This window comes from Streptomyces sp. NPDC040545 (genome assembly GCF_055595065.1).
In genome coordinates, this window is the sequence record NZ_JBVIWA010000014.1 from 166,274 (window position 1) to 188,481 (window position 22,208).

The 22,208-nt window shown below is 70.9% G+C and carries 20 protein-coding genes and 1 pseudogene; 11 read left to right on the top strand and 10 right to left on the bottom strand.

The features are described from left to right. The first annotated feature begins 94 nt into the window (after nt 1–94). The 6 genes from ACZ573_RS25460 to pknB all read left to right on the top strand — a co-directional run bounded on the left by ACZ573_RS25460 (nt 95) and on the right by pknB (nt 8,212). Nucleotides 95–952, top strand: a complete 858-nt coding sequence (locus ACZ573_RS25460) for an FhaA domain-containing protein (RefSeq protein WP_471307868.1) — start codon at nt 95–97, stop codon at nt 950–952. Nucleotides 953–962: 10 nt separating this feature from the next. Further along, a complete protein-coding gene (locus ACZ573_RS25465; protein WP_301368859.1) occupies nt 963–1,469 on the top strand; it encodes an FHA domain-containing protein FhaB/FipA in 507 nt (168 codons plus the stop codon). 147 nt (nt 1,470–1,616) lie between these two features. Further along, on the top strand, nt 1,617–3,077 hold the full coding sequence (locus tag ACZ573_RS25470) for a PP2C family protein-serine/threonine phosphatase (RefSeq protein ID WP_471307871.1): 1,461 nt from the start codon (nt 1,617–1,619) through the stop codon (nt 3,075–3,077). A 34-nt stretch (nt 3,078–3,111) separates the two neighbouring features. After that, entirely contained in the window at nt 3,112–4,536 is a 1,425-nt protein-coding gene (locus ACZ573_RS25475; protein WP_301368863.1) for an FtsW/RodA/SpoVE family cell cycle protein, read from the top strand. Further along, a complete protein-coding gene (locus ACZ573_RS25480) occupies nt 4,533–5,996 on the top strand; it encodes a peptidoglycan D,D-transpeptidase FtsI family protein (protein WP_301368865.1) in 1,464 nt (487 codons plus the stop codon). The genes ACZ573_RS25475 and ACZ573_RS25480 overlap by 4 nt, the downstream gene beginning before the upstream one ends. 194 nt (nt 5,997–6,190) lie before the next feature. Next, nucleotides 6,191–8,212: a Stk1 family PASTA domain-containing Ser/Thr kinase gene (gene pknB / locus ACZ573_RS25485; protein ID WP_471307875.1), complete on the top strand. Its 2,022-nt coding sequence runs from the start codon at nt 6,191–6,193 to the stop codon at nt 8,210–8,212. A 220-nt stretch (nt 8,213–8,432) separates the two neighbouring features. On the opposite strand, the gene ACZ573_RS25490 is transcribed toward pknB, so the two are convergent. The 6 genes and pseudogenes from ACZ573_RS25490 to ACZ573_RS25515 all read right to left on the bottom strand — a co-directional run bounded on the left by ACZ573_RS25490 (nt 8,433) and on the right by ACZ573_RS25515 (nt 12,401). Further along, entirely contained in the window at nt 8,433–9,158 is a 726-nt protein-coding gene (locus ACZ573_RS25490; protein WP_471307878.1) for a class E sortase, read from the bottom strand. A 13-nt stretch (nt 9,159–9,171) separates the two neighbouring features. Next, a pseudogene (locus ACZ573_RS25495) lies at nt 9,172–10,011 on the bottom strand (class E sortase); the annotation flags it as partial. Next, nucleotides 9,993–10,631, bottom strand: coding sequence for an aminodeoxychorismate/anthranilate synthase component II (locus tag ACZ573_RS25500; RefSeq protein WP_030011121.1), 639 nt, complete (start codon nt 10,629–10,631; stop codon nt 9,993–9,995). The pseudogene ACZ573_RS25495 and the gene ACZ573_RS25500, both read right to left, overlap by 19 nt. Next, nucleotides 10,628–10,804 carry a hypothetical protein gene (locus ACZ573_RS25505; protein WP_030011120.1) on the bottom strand — a complete coding sequence of 59 codons (177 nt, stop codon included), beginning with the start codon at nt 10,802–10,804 and terminating at the stop codon, nt 10,628–10,630. Before ACZ573_RS25505 ends, ACZ573_RS25500 begins: the two co-directional genes overlap by 4 nt. A gap of 90 nt (nt 10,805–10,894) precedes the next feature. After that, nucleotides 10,895–11,656, bottom strand: coding sequence for a class E sortase (locus tag ACZ573_RS25510; RefSeq protein ID WP_471307880.1), 762 nt, complete (start codon nt 11,654–11,656; stop codon nt 10,895–10,897). Then, on the bottom strand, nt 11,628–12,401 hold the full coding sequence (locus ACZ573_RS25515) for a DUF881 domain-containing protein (protein WP_382545138.1): 774 nt from the start codon (nt 12,399–12,401) through the stop codon (nt 11,628–11,630). The genes ACZ573_RS25510 and ACZ573_RS25515 overlap by 29 nt, the downstream gene beginning before the upstream one ends. A 91-nt stretch (nt 12,402–12,492) precedes the next feature. Here ACZ573_RS25515 and crgA point away from each other — a divergent pair, with 91 nt between their 5' ends. Further along, the gene (gene crgA, locus ACZ573_RS25520; RefSeq protein ID WP_030383881.1) at nt 12,493–12,747 is read left to right on the top strand and encodes a cell division protein CrgA; all 255 of its coding nucleotides are present in this window, start codon (nt 12,493–12,495) and stop codon (nt 12,745–12,747) included. A 115-nt stretch (nt 12,748–12,862) separates the two neighbouring features. On the opposite strand, the gene ACZ573_RS25525 is transcribed toward crgA, so the two are convergent. Together ACZ573_RS25525 and ACZ573_RS25530 are read right to left on the bottom strand one after the other, a co-directional pair. Beyond that, complete coding sequence (locus tag ACZ573_RS25525; RefSeq protein WP_471307884.1) at nt 12,863–13,744, bottom strand: rhomboid family intramembrane serine protease; 882 nt, start codon at nt 13,742–13,744, stop codon at nt 12,863–12,865. Nucleotides 13,745–13,874: 130 nt separating this feature from the next. After that, nucleotides 13,875–14,402, bottom strand: a complete 528-nt coding sequence (locus ACZ573_RS25530; protein ID WP_301374589.1) for a peptidylprolyl isomerase — start codon at nt 14,400–14,402, stop codon at nt 13,875–13,877. Nucleotides 14,403–14,549: 147 nt separating this feature from the next. Here ACZ573_RS25530 and ACZ573_RS25535 point away from each other — a divergent pair, with 147 nt between their 5' ends. After that, the gene (locus tag ACZ573_RS25535; RefSeq protein ID WP_471307888.1) at nt 14,550–15,257 is read left to right on the top strand and encodes a DUF5324 family protein; all 708 of its coding nucleotides are present in this window, start codon (nt 14,550–14,552) and stop codon (nt 15,255–15,257) included. Between the two features lie 95 nt (nt 15,258–15,352). Here the strand turns inward: ACZ573_RS25535 and ACZ573_RS25540 are convergent, their stop codons facing one another. After that, on the bottom strand, nt 15,353–15,889 hold the full coding sequence (locus tag ACZ573_RS25540) for a LysM peptidoglycan-binding domain-containing protein (RefSeq protein ID WP_471307890.1): 537 nt from the start codon (nt 15,887–15,889) through the stop codon (nt 15,353–15,355). Between the two features lie 197 nt (nt 15,890–16,086). On the opposite strand from ACZ573_RS25540, the gene ACZ573_RS25545 reads away from it, so the two are divergent. Further along, complete coding sequence (locus ACZ573_RS25545) at nt 16,087–16,992, top strand: ATP-grasp domain-containing protein (RefSeq protein ID WP_471307895.1); 906 nt, start codon at nt 16,087–16,089, stop codon at nt 16,990–16,992. Between the two features lie 85 nt (nt 16,993–17,077). Next, nucleotides 17,078–17,260, top strand: coding sequence for a hypothetical protein (locus tag ACZ573_RS25550; protein WP_471307898.1), 183 nt, complete (start codon nt 17,078–17,080; stop codon nt 17,258–17,260). Nucleotides 17,261–17,329: 69 nt separating this feature from the next. On the opposite strand, the gene ACZ573_RS25555 is transcribed toward ACZ573_RS25550, so the two are convergent. Next, nucleotides 17,330–20,536: an AfsR/SARP family transcriptional regulator gene (locus ACZ573_RS25555; RefSeq protein ID WP_471307901.1), complete on the bottom strand. Its 3,207-nt coding sequence runs from the start codon at nt 20,534–20,536 to the stop codon at nt 17,330–17,332. 174 nt (nt 20,537–20,710) lie between these two features. On the opposite strand from ACZ573_RS25555, the gene ACZ573_RS25560 reads away from it, so the two are divergent. Beyond that, entirely contained in the window at nt 20,711–22,183 is a 1,473-nt protein-coding gene (locus tag ACZ573_RS25560) for an NB-ARC domain-containing protein (protein WP_471307904.1), read from the top strand. The last annotated feature ends 25 nt before the right edge of the window (nt 22,184–22,208 follow it).

The following is a 22,208-nucleotide window of genomic DNA, read 5'->3' on the forward strand; positions in this document are numbered from 1 at the left end:
GTCCTCACAGGAACGATGGGGAACCACCCGAATCCGCCACGCGTGGATACGATCAGTAAGCAGTACAGGGCGACAGCGACGGAGGAGGTGCCCCATGGGAGTTCTGAAGCGGTTCGAGCAGCGACTCGAAGGTCTGGTGAACGGCACCTTCGCCAAGGTGTTCAAGTCCGAGGTCCAGCCGGTGGAGATCGCCGGAGCCCTCCAGCGGGAGTGCGACAACAACGCCACCATCTGGAACCGCGAGCGGACCGTCGTCCCCAACGACTTCATCGTCGAGCTCAGCGCCGGTGACTACGACCGGCTGAGCCCCTACTCCGGGCAGCTCGGCGACGAGCTCGCGGGCCTGGTCCGCGACTACGCCAAGCAGCAGCGCTACAGCTTCATGGGGCCCATCAAGGTCCACCTGGAGAAGGCCGACGACCTCGACACCGGGCTCTACCGGGTCCGCAGCCGCACCCTCGCCTCCAGCACCTCCCAGCCGCAGGCAGGACCGCCGTCACCCCAGGGCGGCTACGGCTACCCGCCGGAGAACCAGCCGCAGGGCGGCTACGGATATCCGCCGGTGTCGGCCCCGCCCATGCCCAGCGCCCCGCCCCCGGGCGGACCCGGCGCCCGGCGGCCCGCTCCGGCCGGACCCGTCGGGACGGCCCCCGCGGCCGCCCCGGGCGGCGCCCGGCGCCACTGGATCGAGATCAACGGCACCCGCCACCAGATCTCGCGCCCCACGCTCGTACTCGGCCGAAGCACGGAAGCCGACGTGCGGATCGACGACCCCGGCGTATCGCGCCGGCACTGTGAGATCCGGACCGGAACGCCCTCGACGATCCAGGATCTCGGGTCCACCAACGGCATCGTGGTGGACGGGCAGCACACCACCCGCGCTACGCTCCGCGACGGCTCGCGGATCGTCGTGGGCAGCACCACCATCATTTACCGGCAAGCCGAAGGGTGAAGCGGGGGCAATGTCAGAGCTGACCCTGACGGTCATGCGGTTGGGTTTCCTGGCCGTTCTGTGGCTGTTCGTCATCGTGGCCGTCCAGGTCATCCGCAGCGATCTCTTCGGGACGCGCGTGACCCAGCGCGGATCGTCCCGTCGTGGTGGCGGAGGCGCCGGCGGCGCCCCGCAGCAGGCGGGCCGCCAGGCCGCGCCTCCGCAGCAGCGCCAGCGGCGCGGCGCACCCACCAAACTCGTCGTCTCCGAGGGCATCCTCACGGGAACCACGGTGGCCCTCGCGGGCCAGACGATCACGCTGGGCCGCGCGCACGACTCAACGATCGTGCTGGACGACGACTACGCGTCCAGCCGCCATGCCAGGATCTATCCCGACCGTGACGGCCAGTGGATCGTCGAGGATCTCGGGTCCACCAACGGCACGTATCTCGACCGGACCCGGCTGACCACCCCGACGCCCATTCCGCCGGGCGCACCGATCCGCATCGGCAAGACCGTCATCGAGCTGCGGAAGTAGTACGAGAATGAGCGAGCGGAGCGAGCGCGCGGCGGCGATCCGTCCCACCGAGGACACGGACCCGAGCGCGCTCCCGACCGGAGGGTGGGCAGTGTGGCTCGAGACCGGTTGTACCCGGAGGCAGCTTCGTCGACAGGGCAGGTGCGCATGAGTCTGTCCTTGCGGTTCGCCGCCGGATCACACAAGGGCATGATCCGGGAGGGGAACGAGGACTCCGGCTACGCCGGTCCCCGCCTCCTCGCGATCGCCGACGGCATGGGAGGCCAAGCCGCCGGCGAGGTCGCGAGCTCCGAGGTGATCTCCACGCTCGTGCAGCTCGACGACGACGTCCCGGGCTCCGACATCCTCACCTCCCTGGCCACGGCCGTGCAGCGCGCCAACGACCAGCTGCGCGTGATGGTCGAGGAGGATCCGCAGCTCGAGGGCATGGGCACCACGCTCACCGCCCTGCTGTGGACCGGCCAGCGCCTCGGCCTCGTCCACGTCGGCGACTCCCGCGCCTATCTGCTCCGCGACGGCGTCCTCACCCAGATCACCCAGGACCACACCTGGGTGCAGCGCCTCGTCGACGAGGGGCGCATCACCGAGGAAGAGGCCACCACCCACCCGCAGCGCTCCCTCCTGATGCGCGCGCTCGGCAGCGGCGACATCGTGGAGCCCGACCTCTCCATCCGTGAGGTCCGCGCCGGTGACCGCTACCTGATCTGCTCCGACGGGCTCTCCGGCGTCGTCTCCCACCAGACCCTGGAAGAGACCCTCGCCGACTACCACGGTCCCCGCGAGACCGTGCAGTCGCTGATCCAGCTCGCCCTGCGCGGCGGCGGACCCGACAACATCACCTGCATCGTCGCCGACGTCCTCGACACCGACAGCGGCGACACCCTCGCCGCCCAGGTCAGCGACACCCCGGTGGTCGTGGGCGCGGTCGCCGAGAACCAGCACCAGCTCTTCGACGGCGGCAACGCCATGCAGACCCCGGCCGGCCGGGCCTCGGGCCTCGGCCGCCAGGGCCAGCCCCCCGCCGGCGCCTTCGGCCCACCGGGCAGCGGCGACGCCCCCGGCTACGGGTACTCCGACCAGGGCCAGGGCGCGGGCGGCTACGGCACCTTCGGCGAAGCCGACGCCTACCCCGCCGACCCGGGCTACGAGGACACGTACGACCACCCCCGCAGGCGCCGCAGCAAAGGGCGCAAGTGGACCACCCGTACGCTGACCCTCCTCATCGTCGCCGGCGTCATCGGCGGCGGCCTCTACGCGGGCTGGCGCTGGACCCAGACCCAGTTCTACGTGGGCGTGAAGGGCGAGCACGTGGCGCTCTTCCGCGGCATCAGCCCGAAGCTGGGGCCGCTGGAGCTCTCCAAGGTGGAGATCGACCGCCCCGACGTCGAACTGAAGTACCTGCCGCCCTTCAAGCGGAAGCTGGTCGAGGCCACCATCAGCGAGAACAGCTTCGACTCGGCGCGCAAGAAGCTCGACGACCTCGGCGTCCAGGTGTCCGCCTGCAAGAAGGACGAGGAACGCCGGAACGCCGAGGCCCAGAACAGCCCGACACCCGCCCCCAGCCTGACTCCCGAAGAGCAGCAGCTGGTCGGGCTGTGCGGCAAGTAGTAGAGATACGCGGGCACAGGGGGCCTGCCACACCATGAGCGTAGTCACCAATACGACCACCATCGGCGCCATCGAGCTGCCGAGCAGGCGGAACACCGAGCTCCTGCTGCTCGGCTTCGCCGTGCTCATCCCGATGTTCGCCTACGCCAACGTGGGCCTCGCGATCAACGGCACCCTGCCCCCCGGCATGGTGCTCTACGGCCTCGGCCTCGGCGCCCTCGCCGGGATCGCACACCTCGTCGTACGCCGGTACGCCAAGTACGCCGACCCGCTGCTGCTGCCCCTGGCCACGCTCCTCAACGGCCTGGGCCTCGTCCTGATCTGGCGCCTGGACCAGTCCGAACGCCTGCAGAACCTCGCCAAGCGGGCCTTCGGCGGGTTCTCCCCCTCCGCCCCCCGCCAGATGATGTACACGGCGCTCGCCATCGCCCTGTTCGCCGCCGTCCTGCTGATCCTCAAGGACCACCGCGTCCTGCAGAGGTTCACGTACATCTCGATGGCCGGTGCCCTGGTCCTGCTGATCCTGCCCGTCGTCCCGGGCCTCGGCGCCGACGTCTTCGGCGCGAAGATCTGGATCAGCGTGGGCGGCTTCTCCATCCAGCCCGGGGAGTTCGCCAAGATCGTCATCGCGATCTTCTTCGCCGGCTACCTGATGGTGAAGCGCGACGCGCTCGCGCTGGCCAGCCGCCGCTTCATGGGCCTCTACCTGCCGCGCGGCCGCGACCTCGGCCCGATCCTGATGATCTGGGCCATGAGCCTGCTCGTCCTCGTCTTCGAGAACGACCTCGGCACCTCGCTGCTCTTCTTCGGCATGTTCGTGATCATGCTGTACGTGGCCACCGAGCGCACCAGCTGGATCGTCATCGGCCTGCTGATGTCGGTGGGCGGCGCCGTGGTCGTCGGCACCTTCGCCAGCCACGTCAAGGTCCGCGTCACCGCCTGGCTCGACCCCTTCGCCTGCTACACCACCTCGGGTGCGTGCGAGCAGGTCGGCCAGTCGATCATGAGCTTCGGTTCCGGCGGCGTCCTCGGCGCCGGCTGGGGCCAGGGCAACTCCGACCTGATCGGCTTCGCCGCCAACTCCGACTTCATCTTCTCCACCGTCGGCGAAGAGCTCGGCCTCGCCGGAGTGATGGCCTTCCTCCTGATCTACGGGCTCATCATCGAGCGGGGCGTGCGCACCGCGCTCGCCGCCCGCGACCCCTTCGGCAAGCTCTTCGCCATCGGCCTCTCCGGCGCCTTCGCCCTCCAGATCTTCGTGGTCGCCGGCGGCGTCATGGGCCTCATCCCCCTCACCGGCATGACGATGCCCTTCCTCGCGTCCGGCGGTTCCTCCGTCCTCGCGAACTGGATCCTCATCGCCATCCTCATCCGGATCAGCGACACCGCACGCCGCCCCGCACCGGCCCCCGCCCCGTCCCCCGACTCCGAGATGACCCAGGTGGTCCGTCCGTCATGAACAAGCCCCTGCGCCGCATCTCGCTGTTCTGCGGGCTGCTCGTCCTCGCCCTGCTGATCCGCACCAACTGGCTGCAGTACGTGCAGGCCGAGGAGCTCAGCACCCGCAAGGAGAACCGCCGGGTCCAGATCGCCCAGTACGCGACCGAGCGCGGCAACATCATCGTCAAGGGCGAGCCGATCACCGGTTCCAAGGTGACCGACGGCAGCGACTACAAGTACAAGCGGACCTACACGAACGGCGAGCTCTGGGCTCCCGTCACCGGGTACGCCTCGCAGGCCTTCGGCTCCACCCAGCTGGAATCCCTCGAGGACGGCATCCTCACCGGCAACGACGACCGGCTGTTCTTCGACCGCACCATCGGCATGTTCACCGGGGAGAAGAAGCAGGGCGGCAACGTCGTCACCACGCTCAACCCCGATGCCCAGAAGGCCGCCTTCGAGGCGCTGGGCACGAAGAAGGGCGCCGTCGCGGCCATCGACCCGCGCACCGGCGCCATCCTGGCCCTGGTCTCCACGCCCTCGTACGACCCCTCGCGCTTCGCGGGCAACTCCAAGGACGACGAGAAGGCCTGGGTCGAGCTGAAGGACAGCGAGGACAAGAACCTCGTGAACCGCGCCCTGCGCGAGACGTACCCGCCGGGCTCCACCTTCAAGGTGGTCACCGCGGCCGCCGCCCTCGAACACGGCGTCGTCCAGGACATCAACGCTCCGACGGACACTCCGGACCCGTACTTCCTGCCCGGCACCAAGACCGAGATGATCAACCACGCCAAGGGCTGCGAGAAGGCCAGCCTCAACGAGGCGCTGCGCATCTCCTGCAACTCGGTCTTCGCGAACATGGGCGACAAGGTCACCCGCGACAAGATGGTGGAGACCTCGGAGAAGTTCGGCTTCAACAACGACAAGATCGACATTCCGGTCCGCGCGTTCGCCAGCATCTACGACAAGAAGATGGGCAAGGACGGCAACGCCCAGAGCTCCATCGGACAGTTCAACACCGCCGCCACTCCGCTCCAGATGGCCATGGTCACCGCCGCGATCGCCAACGACGGCAAGCTGATGAAGCCGTACATGGTGGACAACCTCGCGTCCCCCGGCCTGGACATCATCGAGAAGCACGAGCCGCAGGAGATGAGCCGGCCGCTCTCCGCCGCCAACGCGGAGAAGGTGCAGCAGATGATGGTCAACGTCGTCCAGAACGGCACCGGCACCAAGGCCAAGATGAACGGCGTGACGGTCGGCGGCAAGACCGGTACGGCGCAGCACGGCGAGGGCAACAAGAAGCGCCCGTACGCCTGGTTCATCTCCTACGCCGAGACCCCGGACAAGTCCTCGCCCGTCGCCGTCGCCGTCGTGATCGAGGACAGCGAGGCGGACCGTGAGGACATCAGCGGTGGCGGTCTGGCCGCTCCCGTCGCCAAGGCGGTCATGCAGGCGGTACTGAACAGCCAGAAGTGACCGAGGGACGACGGCCGGATCACAGTGACTCACATCACAGAATTCCGGCCCGGTTCGCGCGTACGGTACCGGTCCAGTATCAGCCTGTGGCCACGAACCGATCACGGACGATCGGCCGGTAGCCTTTGCGCGAACAGCACACCGCCGGACCACACACAGGTGCGGTCGGGACTGACGGAGAGGGCTGCAACGTTATGGAAGAGCCGCGTCGCCTCGGCGGCCGGTACGAGCTGAGCCACGTGCTCGGCCGTGGTGGCATGGCCGAGGTCTACCTCGCGCACGACACCCGGCTCGGCCGTACCGTCGCCGTCAAGACCCTGCGCGCCGACCTCGCCCGTGACCCGTCCTTCCAGGCCCGGTTCCGGCGCGAGGCCCAGTCGGCCGCGTCGCTGAACCACCCGGCGATCGTCGCGGTCTACGACACCGGCGAGGACTACGTCGACAACATCTCCATCCCGTACATCGTGATGGAGTACGTCGACGGTTCCACGCTGCGCGAGCTGCTGCACTCGGGCCGCAAGCTGCTGCCCGAGCGCACCCTCGAGATGTGCATCGGCATCCTCCAGGCCCTGGAGTACTCGCACCGCGCCGGCATCGTGCACCGCGACATCAAGCCCGCCAACGTGATGCTGACCCGCACCGGCCAGGTCAAGGTCATGGACTTCGGCATCGCCCGCGCCATGGGCGACTCCGGTATGACCATGACGCAGACGGCCGCCGTCATCGGCACCGCCCAGTACCTCTCCCCCGAGCAGGCCAAGGGCGAGCAGGTCGACGCGCGCTCCGACCTCTACTCCGCGGGCTGCCTGCTCTACGAGCTCCTCAGCGTCCGGCCCCCGTTCGTCGGCGACTCCCCCGTGGCCGTCGCCTACCAGCACGTACGGGAAGAGCCGCAGCCGCCGTCGAACTTCGATCCCGAGATCACGCCCGAGATGGACGCCATCGTCCTCAAGGCACTGGTCAAGGACCCCGATTACCGCTACCAGTCGGCCGACGAGATGCGTGCCGACATCGAGGCCTGCCTCGACGGCCAGCCCGTCGCCGCCGCCGCCACCATGGGTGCGGCCGGCGGCTACGGCTACCCCGACCAGGGCCACGGCTACGGGCACCAGGGCTACGACCAGCCCACCGCCGCCCTGCGCACCACCGACCCCGGTGGCCAGACGTCGATGATGCCGCCCATGCCCCCCGGCGACGGCGGATACGGCTACGGCGACCAGGGCGGCTACGACCAGGGCCCGAACCGCCGCCAGAAGAAGAGCAAGGCGTCCACCGTCCTGCTCGTCGCGGCGGGCATCCTCGTCCTGGTCGGCGCGATCCTCATCGGCCGTTCCCTCTTCGGCGAGGGCGCCGACAACCGGCCCACCGTGCCCAAGCTCATCGGCCAGACCTTCGAAAAGGCCCAGAAGAGCGGCACCAACGTCGGCCTCAACGTGGTCAAGGGCCCCGACGCACCCTGCGAGGACCAGCCCAAGGGCAACGTCTGCAAGCAGGACCCCGCAGCCGATAGGAAGGTCGACAACGGCACCACCATCACGGTGACGGTCTCCACGGGCGCGCCCAAGGTGACGGTCCCCGACGTGGTCAACCTCAAGTTCGAGGACGCGGAGAAGGTGCTCAAGGACAAGGGGCTGCAGGTCGACCGCAAGCCCCAGGAGTCCGAGCGCACCGCCGGGACCGTCCTCGAGCAGAGCCCGAAGGGCGGCGAGGCGGAGCGCAACAGCGTCGTCACGCTGACCGTCGCCAAGGAGATCTCCAAGGCGGACGTGCCGGAGCTCAGGGGCAAGCGGAAGGACGAGGCGGTCAAGGCACTCACGGACGCCAAGCTCAGGCTCGGCAGCGTGACGGAGACCGAGTCCCCCGGAGCCGTGCCGGGCACGATCATCGAGCAGCAGTTCGCGGCGGGCCAGCAGCTCGAGGTGGGCAAGACGGTGAACATCACCATCGCCAAGGCCTCGGCGCAGACCACGGTGCCCAACTTCGCCGGCCGCACCGTGGACCAGTACAAGGAGGAGCTGCGGCGCGTCGGCCTCCGGCTCGGCATCGTCACCGGTGCGACGGACGGCAACGCGATCGTCGTGACCACCGACCCGCAGCCGGGCACCCCGGTGGCCACGGGCCAGACCGTGAATGTCATCGCCTTCGGGGGCGGCGGCGGTCAGCAGGGCGGCAACAACAACGGCGGCGGCTTCGGCGGCCTGGGCGACAACCGCTGACGCGACCGCGGTCGCGGCCACCGGCCCAGCGAAAAGGTCCGGCCTCCCTCCCCGGTATCGGGGAGGGAGGCCGGACCTTTGTGCGTCCCGCCGCTGTACGGCCGCCTGCGGCCGCATCCGGGACGCATGGGCCTCGTGGGACCCGGGAGGCGTCAGCGCCGCGCACAGGGGCCTTGTGGGGTCCTGGCGGTGCCAGGCCCGCTCCGGTCGCCGCGGGCGCTCAGCGCAGTTCGGCCGGCGGGGTCCGCTTCGCGTCCACCTTCTCCGTCCGGGCCAGCTCGCCCCACACGATGTACCGGTACTTCGAGGTGTAGACCGGCGTGCAGGTGGTGAGCGTGATGTACCGGCCGGGGGCGGTCTTCCCCGAGTCCTTGGGGACCGCGCTGATCACGTCGGTGTTGTACTTCGAGGTCTGGCGCAGTTCCGCGAAGACCTTGTAGACGTACCAGGTGTCGCGGGTCTCGAAGACGATCGCGTCGCCGCTCTTCACCTTGTCGATGTTGTGGAACTTCGCCCCGTGGCCGTCCCGGTGCGCGGCCAGCGAGAAGTTGCCCTTCTCGTCCCACGGCAGCGCCGACTTCACCGGCTGCGTGTAGTACCCGGCCACGCCGTCGTCGAGGACGTCCGGGTCGGTCCCCGGCTTGACCAGCACCTCGCCGTTCCTCATCGCCGGTACGTGCAGGAATCCGATGCCGTCCTGGGTGTCCAGCGCCCCGGGTCCGGCGGCCTCCGGGGCGGGGGCCTGCCACTGCTGGCGGACCTCGTCGCCGCGCGCCGACGCCTGCCGGTCCGCGAGCACGTTCGTCCACCACAGCGAGTAGGCCACGAACAGGCCCAGCACCAGGCCCACGGTGATCAGGACCTCGCCCAGCAGGCTCAGGAATCCGGCGAGCACACTGCGGTTGCCGACGGGCGGGGCCGCGGCGCGGCGGCGGGCACGAGACACTGCTGATTCGTCCTTAGCTGGTCAGCGCGGGCGGCGGGCCCTGGCTGCGGGGGCGTTCCTCGGTCATCCTGCCCCATACGATCATCCGGTAGGTGCTGGTGAACTCCGGGGTGCAGGTCGTCAGCGTGATGTACCGGCCCGCGGATGTGAATCCCGAACCCTCCGGCACGGGCTTGATCACCGCCACGTTCGCCGGCGGGGTCTGCGCGAGCGACGAGGTCATCTCGTACGTGTAGTAGGCGTCCCGGGTCTCGACCACGACGGGATCCCCGGGCACCAGCCGGTTGATGTAGCGGAACGGCTCGCCGTGGGTGTTGCGGTGTCCGGCCACCGCGAAGTTGCCTGCCTTGTCGGCCGGCATCGCCGTCTTCAGCGCGCCCTCGCCGTAGTGCCCGACCATGCCCTTGTCCAGCACCTTCGGCTTGCTGATGCCCTCCGCCACCGGGACCTTCACGTCCAGCTTCGGGATGTGGAGGATCGCGAAGCCCTGGCCGGGTTCGAAGGCGGTCACGGGCGGTGCGGCGGCCCCGGAGCCGCCCGGATCCTGCTCCCAGGTCTGGCGCAGGGAGCCGGCGGCGCCGTTCGCCACCCGCTCCGCCAGCAGGTTCGTGTACCAGAGCTGGTAGGCGACGAACAGCAGCATCACCAGGCCCAGCGTGATGAACAGCTCTCCGCCCAGCCGGCTCGCGATGACCACCGGGCCGCCCGAGGCGGGCCGCCTGCGCCGCCGGCCGCCCCGCCTGCGGGTGCGTCGGGCGGCCTGTTTCGCGGCCTCCTGAGCGGCCCTGCGTCGCGCGGCCCGGCCCTGCGTGGGCGCGGACGGCGCGACCGTGGTCACGCGACGGCCTTGCCCACCACCGGGGCCAGCCCCACCGAGCGCTCCACGGCACCCGCGTCACCGCACCGCACCAGCCAGTTGGCGAGCATCCGGTGGCCCCACTCGGTCAGCACCGACTCGGGGTGGAACTGGACGCCCTCGACGTCGTGCTCACGGTGGCGCAGCCCCATGATGATCCCGTCCTCGGTCCGCGCCGTGACCTCCAGCGCGTCCGGCAGGGTCCCGGGCTCGGCGGCGAGGGAGTGGTAGCGGGTCGCGGTGAACGGCGACGGCAGTCCCTCGAACACCCCGAGCCCCTCGTGGATCACGGGTGAGGTCTTGCCGTGCAGCAGCTCGGGAGCCCGGCCCACGACACCTCCGTAGGCGACCGCCATCGACTGCATGCCGAGGCACACGCCGAAGACGGGAACGGCCGTGCGCGCGCAGTGGCGGACCATGTCGATGCAGACGCCCGCCTCCTCCGGCGTACCGGGGCCGGGGGACAGCAGCACGCCGTCGAAGCCGTCCTGCGCGTGCGAGAGCTCGACCTCGTCGTTGCGCAGCACCTCGCATTCGGCACCGAGCTGGTAGAGGTACTGGACCAGGTTGAAGACAAAGCTGTCGTAGTTGTCCACAACCAGAATGCGCGCGCTCACGGAGTGGCTCCCGATCCCTCGTCCACCGTCACATCGTTGAACGGAAGAAGCGGCTCGGCCCACGGGAAGACGTACTGGAACAGCACGAAGACCACCGCGAGGACCAGTACGAGCGAGATCAGCGCGCGTACCCACGCGTTTCCCGGCAGGTGCCGCCAGATCCAGCCGTACATGCCGCCTGATTCCTTTTCGTCCACGTTCGTTCAACGCACCGCGGGGGGCGGTACGCGAACAGACTAAAGGCAGCGGCCCGAAAGGGTGGGTCACCCGGACAAACCCTCCGGCCGCCCCTGGGAGGCGGGGCGCGTACCGGTCAGCTCCGCCCACACGGCCAGCCGGTGGCTGTGACCCCATTCCGGATCGCAGGTCGTCAGCGTCAGATAGCGGCCGGGCGCCCGGAACGGTGATTTCTCCGGGACCGGGTCGACCACGGCGACATCGGTGGGCAGGGTGCGCAGGGGCGCGGAACGGAGCGTGTACGTGTACCAGGTGCTCGCGTCCTTGAGGATCACCTCGTCGCCCGGACGCAGTTGCGGGAAGTCCTTGAAGGGGTCCCCGTAGGTGCGCCGGTGGCCGGCCACCGAGAAGTTCCCGACGGCGCCGAGGGGGGCGGTGGCGGCGTAGTGGCCGAGGCCCTTCTTCAGCAGTTCGGGGTCGGTGCCCTCCAGCACGGGCTTGACCCAGTCGGGGCCGAAGCGCGGGACGTACATCTGCGCGAAGGCCCGGCCGGCGGGGTGGCGCTCCGGCTCCGCGGCGGGCGGCGGGGACACCGGAGGGGCCTGCGGCGCTTCCGGCTGCGGCGCGGCGGCGGCCGCCTGGGCGGCCGCCCAGCGGTCGCGCATCCGGTCCATCTCCCCGTCCATGGCCCGGTCGGCCTTGACCCCGGTCCACAGCAGGACGTACGCGACGAAGAGCACGCTCAGCGTGCCCGCCGTCAGGCACACCTCGCTGAACGTCCGTACCACCAGGCGCAGTACGACGTCAGGACGGACCCGATCACGGGGTGGGCGCCACCGGCTTCGCATAGTGGAGGTCCACTGTGCCGGAGTAGCCGGGAAGTGTCAGCGCCTTGTGCTCGTCCACTTTCCAGCCGAGCCCGTACGCGTTCACGTACAGCTGGTAGTTCTGCAGGGCCGGGGAGGCCGCCAGGGCCTTCTTCATCGCGCCCGGGTCGCCGACCGCCGAGATCTTGTACGGCGGCGAGTAGACCCGGCCCTGGAGGATCAGGGTGTTGCCCACGCAGCGCACCGCGCTGGTGGAGATCAGCCGCTGGTCCATGACCTGGATGCCCTGGGCACCGCCGTGCCAGAGAGCGTTGACCACGGCCTGCAGGTCCTGCTGGTGGATCACCAGGTCGTTGGGCTGCGGCTCGGGCACGTTGGGGATGCGGGCGGTGGCGTTCGGCGGGGCGTCGTTGAGGGTGACCGTCAGGCCCTTGCCGGTCAGCTCCTCGGTGCCGGAGGCGGCGCGCAGGGCGGCCAGCTTGGCGTCCTCGGCCTTGGTGCTGCCGTCGTCACGCTCGGCGAGTGCGTCCACCCGGCCGCGTGCGGCCGCGGTGCTCTGCTCCAGCGCCGCGTTGTCCTGGCTGCGCTCCTTGATGAGGTCCGACAGCTTCAGGAGTGAGGCGTCCGTCCGGATGTTCGTACCCTTGGAGGTGTTGAAACTGGTGACGAAGAGCAGCCCGGCCAGGGCGAAGACGGCGGCCGTCAGCAGCCGGACCGGCCTGGCCCGGCGACGGGGACCCGCGGAGGAGTCGTCTGAATTGCTCAACGTACCCTTCTCCTTCAACGCCACAGGTCCACTACGCTAACGGACGCCCGGGGCAGGCAAGGTCCCCAGCGCATCGACAGGAGAGCCCCTCGTGCCGAAGTCACGTATCCGCAAGAAGGACGACTACACGCCGCCGCCGACGCGGCAGCCGCAGAGCATCCGGCTCACGAATCGCAGCTGGGTCGCCCCGGTCATGCTGGCGTTCTTCCTGATCGGACTCGCGTGGATCGTCGTTTTCTACGTGACCGAGACCCAGCTGCCGATCGAGGCTCTGGGCAATTGGAACATTGTGGTCGGTTTCGGCTTCATCGCTGCCGGATTCGGCGTATCCACGCAGTGGAAGTAGCACCCGACAGCCCCTGATGGAAGCTCTCCCCATGAGTTATCCACAGCGTCATCCACACCTGAGGAAAAGACAGAAGATCTGTGGATAACTCTGTGGAGAGTTGACGCCGGTGTGATCAGGTGAGTTCCGCGGTGCGGATCAGAATCACCATCGAGGCCAGCAGAAGAACCATCGCGCAGGTGCCCCACTGGACCAGTGCGCGATTGCGGCCGGCAGCCGGCATGAGCATGCCCAGACCCACCAGCGCTCCGGTGACCAGGCCACCCACATGGGCCTGCCAGGACACCGTGAGCGCGCCGCCCAGCGGTACGAAGGTAAGCACCAGCATCAGCACGACCATGACGATCACCGGCCGCATCTCGTAGCGCAGCCGCTTCGCCAGGACGACGGTGGCGCCGAGCAGGCCGAAGACGGCGCCGGAGGCGCCGAGGGTCGGGACGTTCGGCTCGCTCAGCAGATAGACCAGCGCGCTGCCGCCCAGGCCGGAGAGCAGGAACACCGCGAGATAGCGGACCCGGCCCAGCGCCGCTTCCAGCGGACCGCCGATCACCCACAGCCCGATCATGTTGCCGATGATGTGCCACCACTCGACGTGCAGGAAGACCGAGGTCAGCAGCCGGTGGTACTCGCCTGTGGAAACTCCGCGGACGGGGCCGGCGAGGTACGCGAACTCCCGGTACCGGCCGATCAGCTCCATCTGGACCGCGAGCGCCGGGTCGAAGAGCACCGCGAGGAACACCAGGACGTTGATCCCGATGAGGATCTTGGTGACCAGGTGGGGGTCGGCGGCGACCACCCCGCCCGCGACGGTGCGCGGGGCGTTGACGGCGGGGTGGTGCCCGGTGCCGGAGCCTTCGCGGACGCACTCGGGACACTGGAAGCCGACCGAGGCGCTGATCATGCACTCGGGGCAGATGGGGCGCTCGCAGCGGGTGCAGCTGATCCCCGTGTCGCGGTCCGGGTGGCGGTAGCAGCCCGGCAGACGGTCGGTGTCCATCGGTTCCCTAGGTCAGCGGCGAGGCAGGGGGGCCAGGGGGGCCAGGGGGCCAGGGCGCGCCCCGCCGGTCCCGTACGTATCCAGTACGGACGGGCGGGGCCGAAAGGTTCCCGGCGCCGGCGCTTCTCGGTCAGCGCTTCTCGACGACCACGGACTGGATGATCACGTCGTCCAGGGGGCGCTCGGTGCGCGGGTTGGTGGCGCTGGCGGCGATGGCCTGCACGACCTTCTGGCTGGCCGGGTCGGTGACCTCGCCGAAGATGGTGTGCTTGCGCGTCAGCCAGGCGGTGGGCGCGACGGTGATGAAGAACTGCGAGCCGTTGGTGCCCGGGCCCGCGTTGGCCATGGCGAGCAGGAAGGGCTTGGTGAAGGCCAGGTCGGGGTGGAACTCGTCCGCGAACCGGTAGCCGGGGCCGCCGGTGCCGTTCCCGAGCGGGTCGCCGCCCTGGATCATGAAGCCGCTGATGACGCGGTGGAAGACGGTGCCGTCGTACAGCGGGTCCGTGGTCTTCTGGCCGTCGGTGGGGCGGGTCCATTCCCGGGCGCCCGTGGCGAGCTCGACGAAGTTCCTGACGGTCTTCGGAGCGAAGTTCTCCAGCAGCTCGATCTCGATGTCGCCGTGGGTCGTCTTCAGGGTGGCGTAGAGCTTCTCGGCCACGGATCTGCCTTCCATAGTCATCACTGTCGGTCCAGATGGTCGCACGGAGCGCTCCGCGGCACTGAAATCCTCCACCCGTATGCCCTGTCACGCATGCCTGTCCGCGATATGGCAGGCATGATCCGACAAGGAGTGGAAAGGTGAACTGTGTCCGCCACCGAGGAGGAGGATCCCGTGACCGGCAAGGAGAGCATGCGCCTGGCAGCCGAGAGCGCCAGGGAGAGCGTGCGGCACGCGACGGAAGTGGTGGCACCGTACGCGGGATCCGCCAGGGAAGCCGCGGTGCACTACGCCCAGGAAGCGAACGAGCGGCTGGCGCCCAAGGTGTCGTACGCGGCGACCAGCGCCGCCCAGCACGCCCGTACGACCTACGACTGCCATCTGCATCCACGGCTCAAGGCGGCGCGGGCCCATGTGCCGCCCTCCGTCGACCGGGCGGCGACACAGGCGCGCCTGGCGGCGCGGCAGGCCGCCGAATACACCCAGCCGAAGCTCGAGAGCGCGATCGCGGCCGCGACGCCGGTGGCCGAGGAGGCCGCGTCCCGGTCGACGGCGGCGCTCGCGGCGCTGCGCGGCCAGGTGACGGCCAAGGAAGTGCAGAAGCTCGTACGCCGCCACGAGCGGCGCGCGCGCACGGGGAAGTTCCTGCGCGGTGCCGCGCTGGTTGGCGTACTGGCGTGCGCCGCCTACGCGGCGTGGCGGTGGTGGGACCAGCAGTCGAATCCGGACTGGCTCGTCGAACCGCCGGCGGCCACCGAGCTGTCGGCGCGCGACGCGGCGCCGTCCGCCTTCGACGAGGAGCTGGCCCAGAAGGAGCGCGAGGCCGAAGCGGGCCCCGACGACAAGCAGCTCTGAGACGACGAGCAGCTCTGAGCGGCGCACGCGAAGGGGCCCGGATCCAGCTCACGTGGATCCGGGCCCCTTCCGCGTCCGCCGGGCCGCCGGGCGCGTCAGCCGGGGAGGGTGAGGACCATGCCCGGGCGGACGAGGTCGGGGTTGGAACCGACGACACCCCTGTTCATCGCGTAGAGCTCACGCCAGCGGGCCTCGTTGCCGAGCTCGTTCCGGGCGATCGCGGGGAGCGAGTCACCGGGCTTGACGGTGTACGTGCGCCTGGTGGCGGTGGGCCCCCGCATCGGGGCCGCCGGTACCGCCTTGTGCGCGGCCGAGTGCGGGGTGGGCGTGTACATGGCGCCCGGCGCGGCGGCGGAGGAGGCCGCGGGCTTCGGCATTGCGGTCGGCCTGGGGGGCGCGGGCACCGCCTTGTGCGCGGCGGACGTGGGGGTCGGGGTCGCCGGGGCGGGCCTGGGCGGAGCGGCCGCCGCCATGCGCTCGGCGGTGGCCCGGGTGGCCGAGGCGGCGTCGGCCGCCGAACCCGAGGGAGGCCGCCCCACCTCGCCGGCCTGCTGCTGCACCTGCTCCTTGGCCTGCTCGGCGGCGTCGTGCGCCTTCTTCTTGTCGGGCTTCAGGAAGTCGAAGAGTCCCATGTCTGTACGCCTCCGGCGTGATGCTGCCCCCCGGGATCGGTACCTCCTTCCACTGTCCTGCACCGGGCGCCGCACGGCCCTGCGACGGGGCCGTCCGGGGGACACCCGGCCCAGGTCACGGCCCGTCCGGGAACGCGGCGGGACGGGACCGGGAAGGCCCGGCGCCACCATCGTGGGACACGATGGAGGAGATTTCTGTGATCATCAGACAGGCCGCGGAGCGGGTAATGCTGGTCAGGCCCGGACCCGGGCTCGTGAGCGCCGCGATCGTGGCGGGCCTGGACGTGTGGGTGGTGTCCGATCCCGGACCCCGCCCGCCGGAGGCGCGGCTTCCCGCGGAGCTGCCCCCGCAGCGGCTCCTCCGGGTGGACTTCGATGACACGGCCGCGCTGCGCACCCTGTTGACGGACACCGTCCTCGAACACGGGATCGGGCAGGTCCTCCATCTCGCGAGCGATCTCGAACGGGGTCTGGGCAGCGGGGCCGCGGCCGCCGCCGAGGAGGTGCTGAGGGAGCTGTCCGCGAGCCGCGGGAAGCCGGCCCGCGCGCTGCCGGACGCGGTGACGATCCGGCGGATCCTCAATGAGAGCCGGACCTCCGCGGTACGTGCCGAAGAAGCCCGGTCCGTCACCGAGGCGTGTTCCCTGGCGGAGGAGTTCCCCCTGCCCGTGGTCATCAAGTCGGCCGACAAGTCCGGGTGTTGGTGGACCGTCCCGGTGCACGACCGCCCCGCACTGGCCCGGTGGGCCGAACAGGCCGTCACCGCACGGCACTCGGCCCCCTATCTCGTCGAAGAGCTCCTGACCGGAGCCAAGTTCAGGGTGGAGACCCTGACCGTCGACGGTATGCACCTGGTCGCCGACATCGCCCCCGAGGGAACGGCGGCGCCGCTGCGCGACGCGGAGCAGGCCGGGATCCGCGCGACGGTCCGGGCCCTGCTGGATCTGGCCGGGTACGAATCGGGTACCACGCGGACAGATGTGCTGGTCAGCGCGCGGGGATCACGTATCGCGGCGGCCATGGAGCCGGACCGGGAACGGCGCGGTGACGGCCGTTCCCGCGCCCCGGTCACGAGCGGTATCGAGAGGGGAACGGACCGGTAAGGGCTGCGGCCAGTCTGTGTCCTGTCGAGAGCGGCCACCGCACCACACGGGAGCCGCACCGGGTACACATCAGGGGGTTCGAGAGATGCGCAGCAAGCTGGCCGGACTGATCGGGATCATCGCGGCGGCCCTGGCGTTCGGGTTCGGAGTCACGGTCGACAGCCAGGCCGACACCGGTAAGTCCTCCGGCCACCAGGTCCTCGCGGAGGACAAGGGCCCCGGGGTCGCCTCCCCGGCCCCGTCCCCGGCCCCCTCCACCCGCAGGTGACCGCTTGCCGCGCACGTCACGGGGCTGCCCCGCACCGGAGTCCGGTGCGGGGCAGTTCCGTTCCCGCGCTCAGTACCTGCGGCGGTGCGCCGGCAGGCCCATGAAATCGGACAGCTCCTCGGCGGCCGCCCGGTGCCGGGCAGCGGCCGCCGCATCACCGAGCGCCTCGGCCGCCGAGGCGAGGCCCACCAGCGCGGACGCCTCCTCCGCCCGGAAGCTCATCGGCGCCGCGATCTTGTGGGCGTGGCCGTGCAGGGCCAGCGCGACCTCGTGCTCCCCCCACAGCAGGTGGAGCTGGCCCAGGACGTTCTCGACCCTCGCGAGCCGGATCGGGGTCCCGCTCGTGCGCCCGAGCGCCAGGGAGCGCTCAGCGAAGGCACGCGCCTGCAGCGCGTCGCCCCGCTCGTGCGCGACCTGGGCGGACAGTGCCAGCACCAGGGCGACGTCCCCCGGCGACCTGGTCTCGTCGCACAGGTCCCGGGCCCGCTCGAGGCTGGCGTCCGCGTCCGCGAACTCGCCGAGGCCCACCTGGGCGAAGGCCAGATCGGTCAGGGCCACGATCTCGTTGCTGCGGTAGCCGAGGTCACGGTCGATCTCGATCGCCCGGCGGGCGACCTCCGCCGCTTCCGGGAAGCGGCCCCACCGCTCGTACAGCGTGCTGAGGATGGTCAGGCTCTCCGACTCCGCCCGCGGATTGCCCAGGTCCTGGGCCATGGAGACGGACCGCTCCACCAGCGGTAAGGCCTCCTCGTACCTGCCGAGCATCGACATCAGCAGCCCGATGGTCGATTCGCTGTTCGCCTCGGTGTGCCGGTCCCCGGCCCGGATCGCCGTGTCGCGCGCCTCCGTGGCCACCTCCAGCCCCTCCTCGAAGCGGCCCAGCTTCCAGCAGGCGGCGCCCAGGTTGGCCAGGCTGATGCCGAGGAGCGCGGGATCGTCGAGCCGGCGGGCCGCGGCCACCGCGAGGTGCCCGACGCTCCAGAACTCGTCGAGCTGCCCGTGCGTGTGCAGGTGGAAGCCGACGTTGCGGCTCAGGCAGGCCGCGTACCGGTCGTGGCCGCACCGCTCGGCCAGGGACACGGCCGCGAGCAGCCCGGCCTGTTCCCGGTCGAACCAGCTCAGGGCCTGCTCGGTGTCCCGGAAGGCCGGCCGTTCGCCCTGGTACGGCGGGATACCGGTGGGGCGGCGTTCACGGCTGGGGAAGAGCACCTCGCAGGCGGCGTCCGAGGTCGTCAGGTAGTAGCCGAGCAGCCGCTCGACCGCCGCCGCGTCGTCGTCCGCCGTCGCCGGGCCCCGCAGGCTCTGCGCGAAACTGCGCACCAAGTCGTGGAAGGTGTAGAGGCCGATGTCGGGCTGCTGGACCAGGTGGACGTCGAGCAGGAACTCCAGGGCGTCCTCGGCGTCACGGACGGCGGTGCCGAGGAGCGCCGCCGCCGAGTGGACGTCCGTCCCGGCGCACGGGTACAGGCTGAGGATGCGGAACGCCGTCCGGTACTCCTCGTCCATCGCCAGGTACGACAGGCGCAGGGTCGCCGCGACACTGCGTTCTCCCGAACTCAGCTCGTCCATCCGGCGTTTCTCGTCGCGCAGCCGCTCGACCAGATAACGCACGGTCCAGCGCGGCCTGTTGCGCAGCCGGGCGGTCGCGATCCGCAGCGCCAGCGGCAGGTGCCCGCACAGCTCGGCCAGTTCGGCGGAGGCCGCCGGCTCGGCGGCCACCCGGGTGGTGCCGAGGGTCTCCGCCATCAGGCTGGTGCTGTCCTCGGGCTCCATCATCCCGATGGACACCCACTCGACGCCGTCGAGGTCCAGCAGCCGCCCGCGGCTGGTGATCAGGGCGAGACAGCCGGGCGAGGCCGGCAGCAGGGGCCTGATCTGCGCCGCGTCGACCGCGTTGTCGAACAGGAGCAGCATCCGCCGGCCGTCCAGCTTCGACCGCCACAGGGCGGTGCGCCCCTCCAGGTCCTCGGGAATCCGGTCGCCCGGAGTACCGAGGGTCCGCAGCAGGCCGTCGAGCGCGGCGGTGGGCGTCACGGGCTCGCGGCCCGGGGTGAATCCGTGCAGGTCGATGTGGAGCTGCCCGTCGGGATACCGGCCGGCCAGCCGGTGCGCGGCGCGCACGGCCAGGGTGGTCTTGCCCATGCCGCCCATGCCGTCGATGGCCACGATCCGGGCGTACCGCTCCGCGCCCCGGCCCTCGTCCTGCACGTAGTCGAAGAGCTCGGCCAGCTCCTTGGCGCGGCCGGTGAAGTCGGGCAGGTCGTACGGCAGGGTGCACGGGGCGTCGGCCGGCGCGACGCGCGTTCCCGGTTCTCCTTCCCGGTCCTGTTCCGTGCGGGCCGCGGCCCCGGGGGCCGCGCCCTCGGCGACCGCGGACGCGGGAACGGCCGGTTCGGGCACCGGCTCCGCGGGGGCCCCCGGTCCGGGCACCGTACGTACGGGCGCCGCGATCACCGGCGCCGGCCGTTCGGGCGCGGCCAGCTCGGGGCTGTCCCGCAGGATCGCCTCGTACAGCTTGGCCAGCCGGGGGCCGGGGTCGATCCCGAGCTCGTCCACGAGCAGCTCGCGGACCTCTCCGTACTCCTTGAGCGCCTCGGCCTGGCGCCCGGAGCGGTACAGGGCGAGCATCAGCTGGCCGCGCAGGGTCTCCCGCAGCGGGTGCTGGGTGATCAGGGCCCGCAGGCCCGAGATGAGCTCACCGCTCTCGCCCAGTGCGAGGCTCAGGTCGAAGAACTGCTCGGCGGCGGCCAGCCGGCGCTCCTCCAGTGCGGTCGCCGCGGCCTCGATCACCGGCCCGCCGGTGCCGGACAGCACCGATCCCCGCCACAGTGCGAGGGCGGACCGCAGTGCCTCGGCGGCCTCGGCCCGGCCGCCCTCCCGCAGGGCCTGGCCCGCCGCCTTGGTGAGGGCGTCGAACTCCAGGAGGTCGACCTGGTCGTCCGCCACCACCACGCGGTACCCCGGCCCGTCGGTGGCGATCACCTCGGTGCCGGTGGGTATGCGCCGCCGCAGGTCGGCGACGGCCTTGCGGACCTGGTGCGCCGCGGTCACCGGCGGGTCCTTCTCCCAGGTCGCCTCGACGAGGCGGGCCACGGGCACCACCCGGCCGGCTTCGAGCAGCAGGACGCACAGGACCCGTTCCTGGATCGCTCCCCCCAGCCTCAGCCGTACTTCTCCGAACCATCCCTCAAGCGATCCGAGCACGTTGAAGCGCAGCCTGCCCCCCGCAGGTTCCACGCTTCGTCTTTCCCCGGATTCCGCATCCGCCCCCGGCATCGGACATCCACCCCCAAATGAACAAGACCCCTGGCCAGGTCATGTCAGCCGGATCATAGGGGTTACCCCTAGCAGGCGGTAAGCATCCGGTAGCAGATCAGGAAGGGCGACACGGACAGTTCATGGGCGGCCCGGAGCAGGCAGCACACGGAGCGAGTACCGAAGGAGCAGGCTGTGGGAAGACTGGAGAGACCGCTGGCCCCCGATGCCGGACCAGTCACCGCGTTCGCCCGGGAGTTGCGCAGGCTGCGGACCGCGGCCGGCAGTCCCGGCTACCGCGACATGGCCACCCGGGCCATGTTCTCCGCGTCCGTGCTCTCCGACGCGGCTGCCGGCTACCGCCTCCCGACCCTTCAGGTGGCCCTCGCCTTCGCCGAGGCATGCGGCGGTGACCGCGCCACCTGGGAGCGCCGCTGGCACGAGGCGGCACGCGCCGACGGGGACGACGGAAGCGCCCGTCCGGCGGTCAAAGCCGTGCAGCAGCACCAGGAGAACGAGCTGCGCGCGGCCGACGTACGCGCCGTGCTGCCGCCCCCGTCACAGCTGCCGATGGAGGCTCATCCCCTGGTCGGACGGCGTGAGCTGCTCCAGCGGGCCCGGGCCCTGACCGCCCCTTCGTACGGCGGGCAGCGCCCTGCGGCGCCCTTGGTGATCAGCGGTCAGGTGGGCGTGGGCAAGACGGCCTTCGCCCTGCGGCTCGCCCACGAACTCGCCGTGAACCTGCCCGACGGGCAGCTCTACGCGAACCTCGACCCGGCCGCGGACGGCCGCAAGGACGCCGCCGGGATCGCGGGCGGTTTCCTGGAGGCGCTCGGTATCCCCACCGAACGGATCCCGAACGATCCCGGTCAGAGAATTGGCCTGTACCGGTCGCTCCTCAACCGGCGGCGGCTGCTCGTGGTGCTGGACGGCGTCCAGCACGAGCGGCAGATCCGGGAACTTCTCATCGCGGCGCCCGAGAGCCGCATCATCATCACCAGCCGATCGCGGCTACTGGGCCTCGACGGAATTGGCCGGATCCGGCTCCCCGCACTGGACCGCGACGAGTCGATGGAGCTGCTCGCGCAGCTTCTCGGCGGCGACCGGGTCGGTAGCGAGCCGCGCGCCTGCCTTCGCCTCGCCGATGCCTGCGGGGACCTGCCGCTGGCGCTGAACCTGGCCGGCCGGCGCATCGCGGCCCGCCCCGAGTGGATGCTCCAGGACTCCGTGTCCGAGCTGCTCGGGGACGGTCCTGGCGCACCCGACGGGCGTGACGGGCAGCGGGCACCCGGCCGCTTCCTGGGCCGGCTGCAGATCGGGGACGACGCGCTGACCAGCCGCCTCGACAGCGCCTACCGGCTGCTGACCCCGTGGGCGCGGCTGATGCTGCGCCAGTTCGCCGGCTCCGACAACCCGCCCTCCGTGGACAACGTGGTGTACGAGTCCGCGGACGCGCTCGCCATGCTGGTCGAGCGGTCCGCCCAGCCGGTGGAGGACCTCCTCGAACGGCTCCTCGACGCGGGGCTGCTCGACCACTCCGACCTGCCGGGGCAGTACGGACTGACGCCGATGGCCCGGGCGTACGCGCTGACGCAGCCGGACCCCACGGAGGAGGACCCGGCGCCCGCGGCGGCGCGGGGCCAGGCGCACGCGCGGCAGTCGGGGTAGGTCCGGCGCCCGGGGGCTCCTGGCC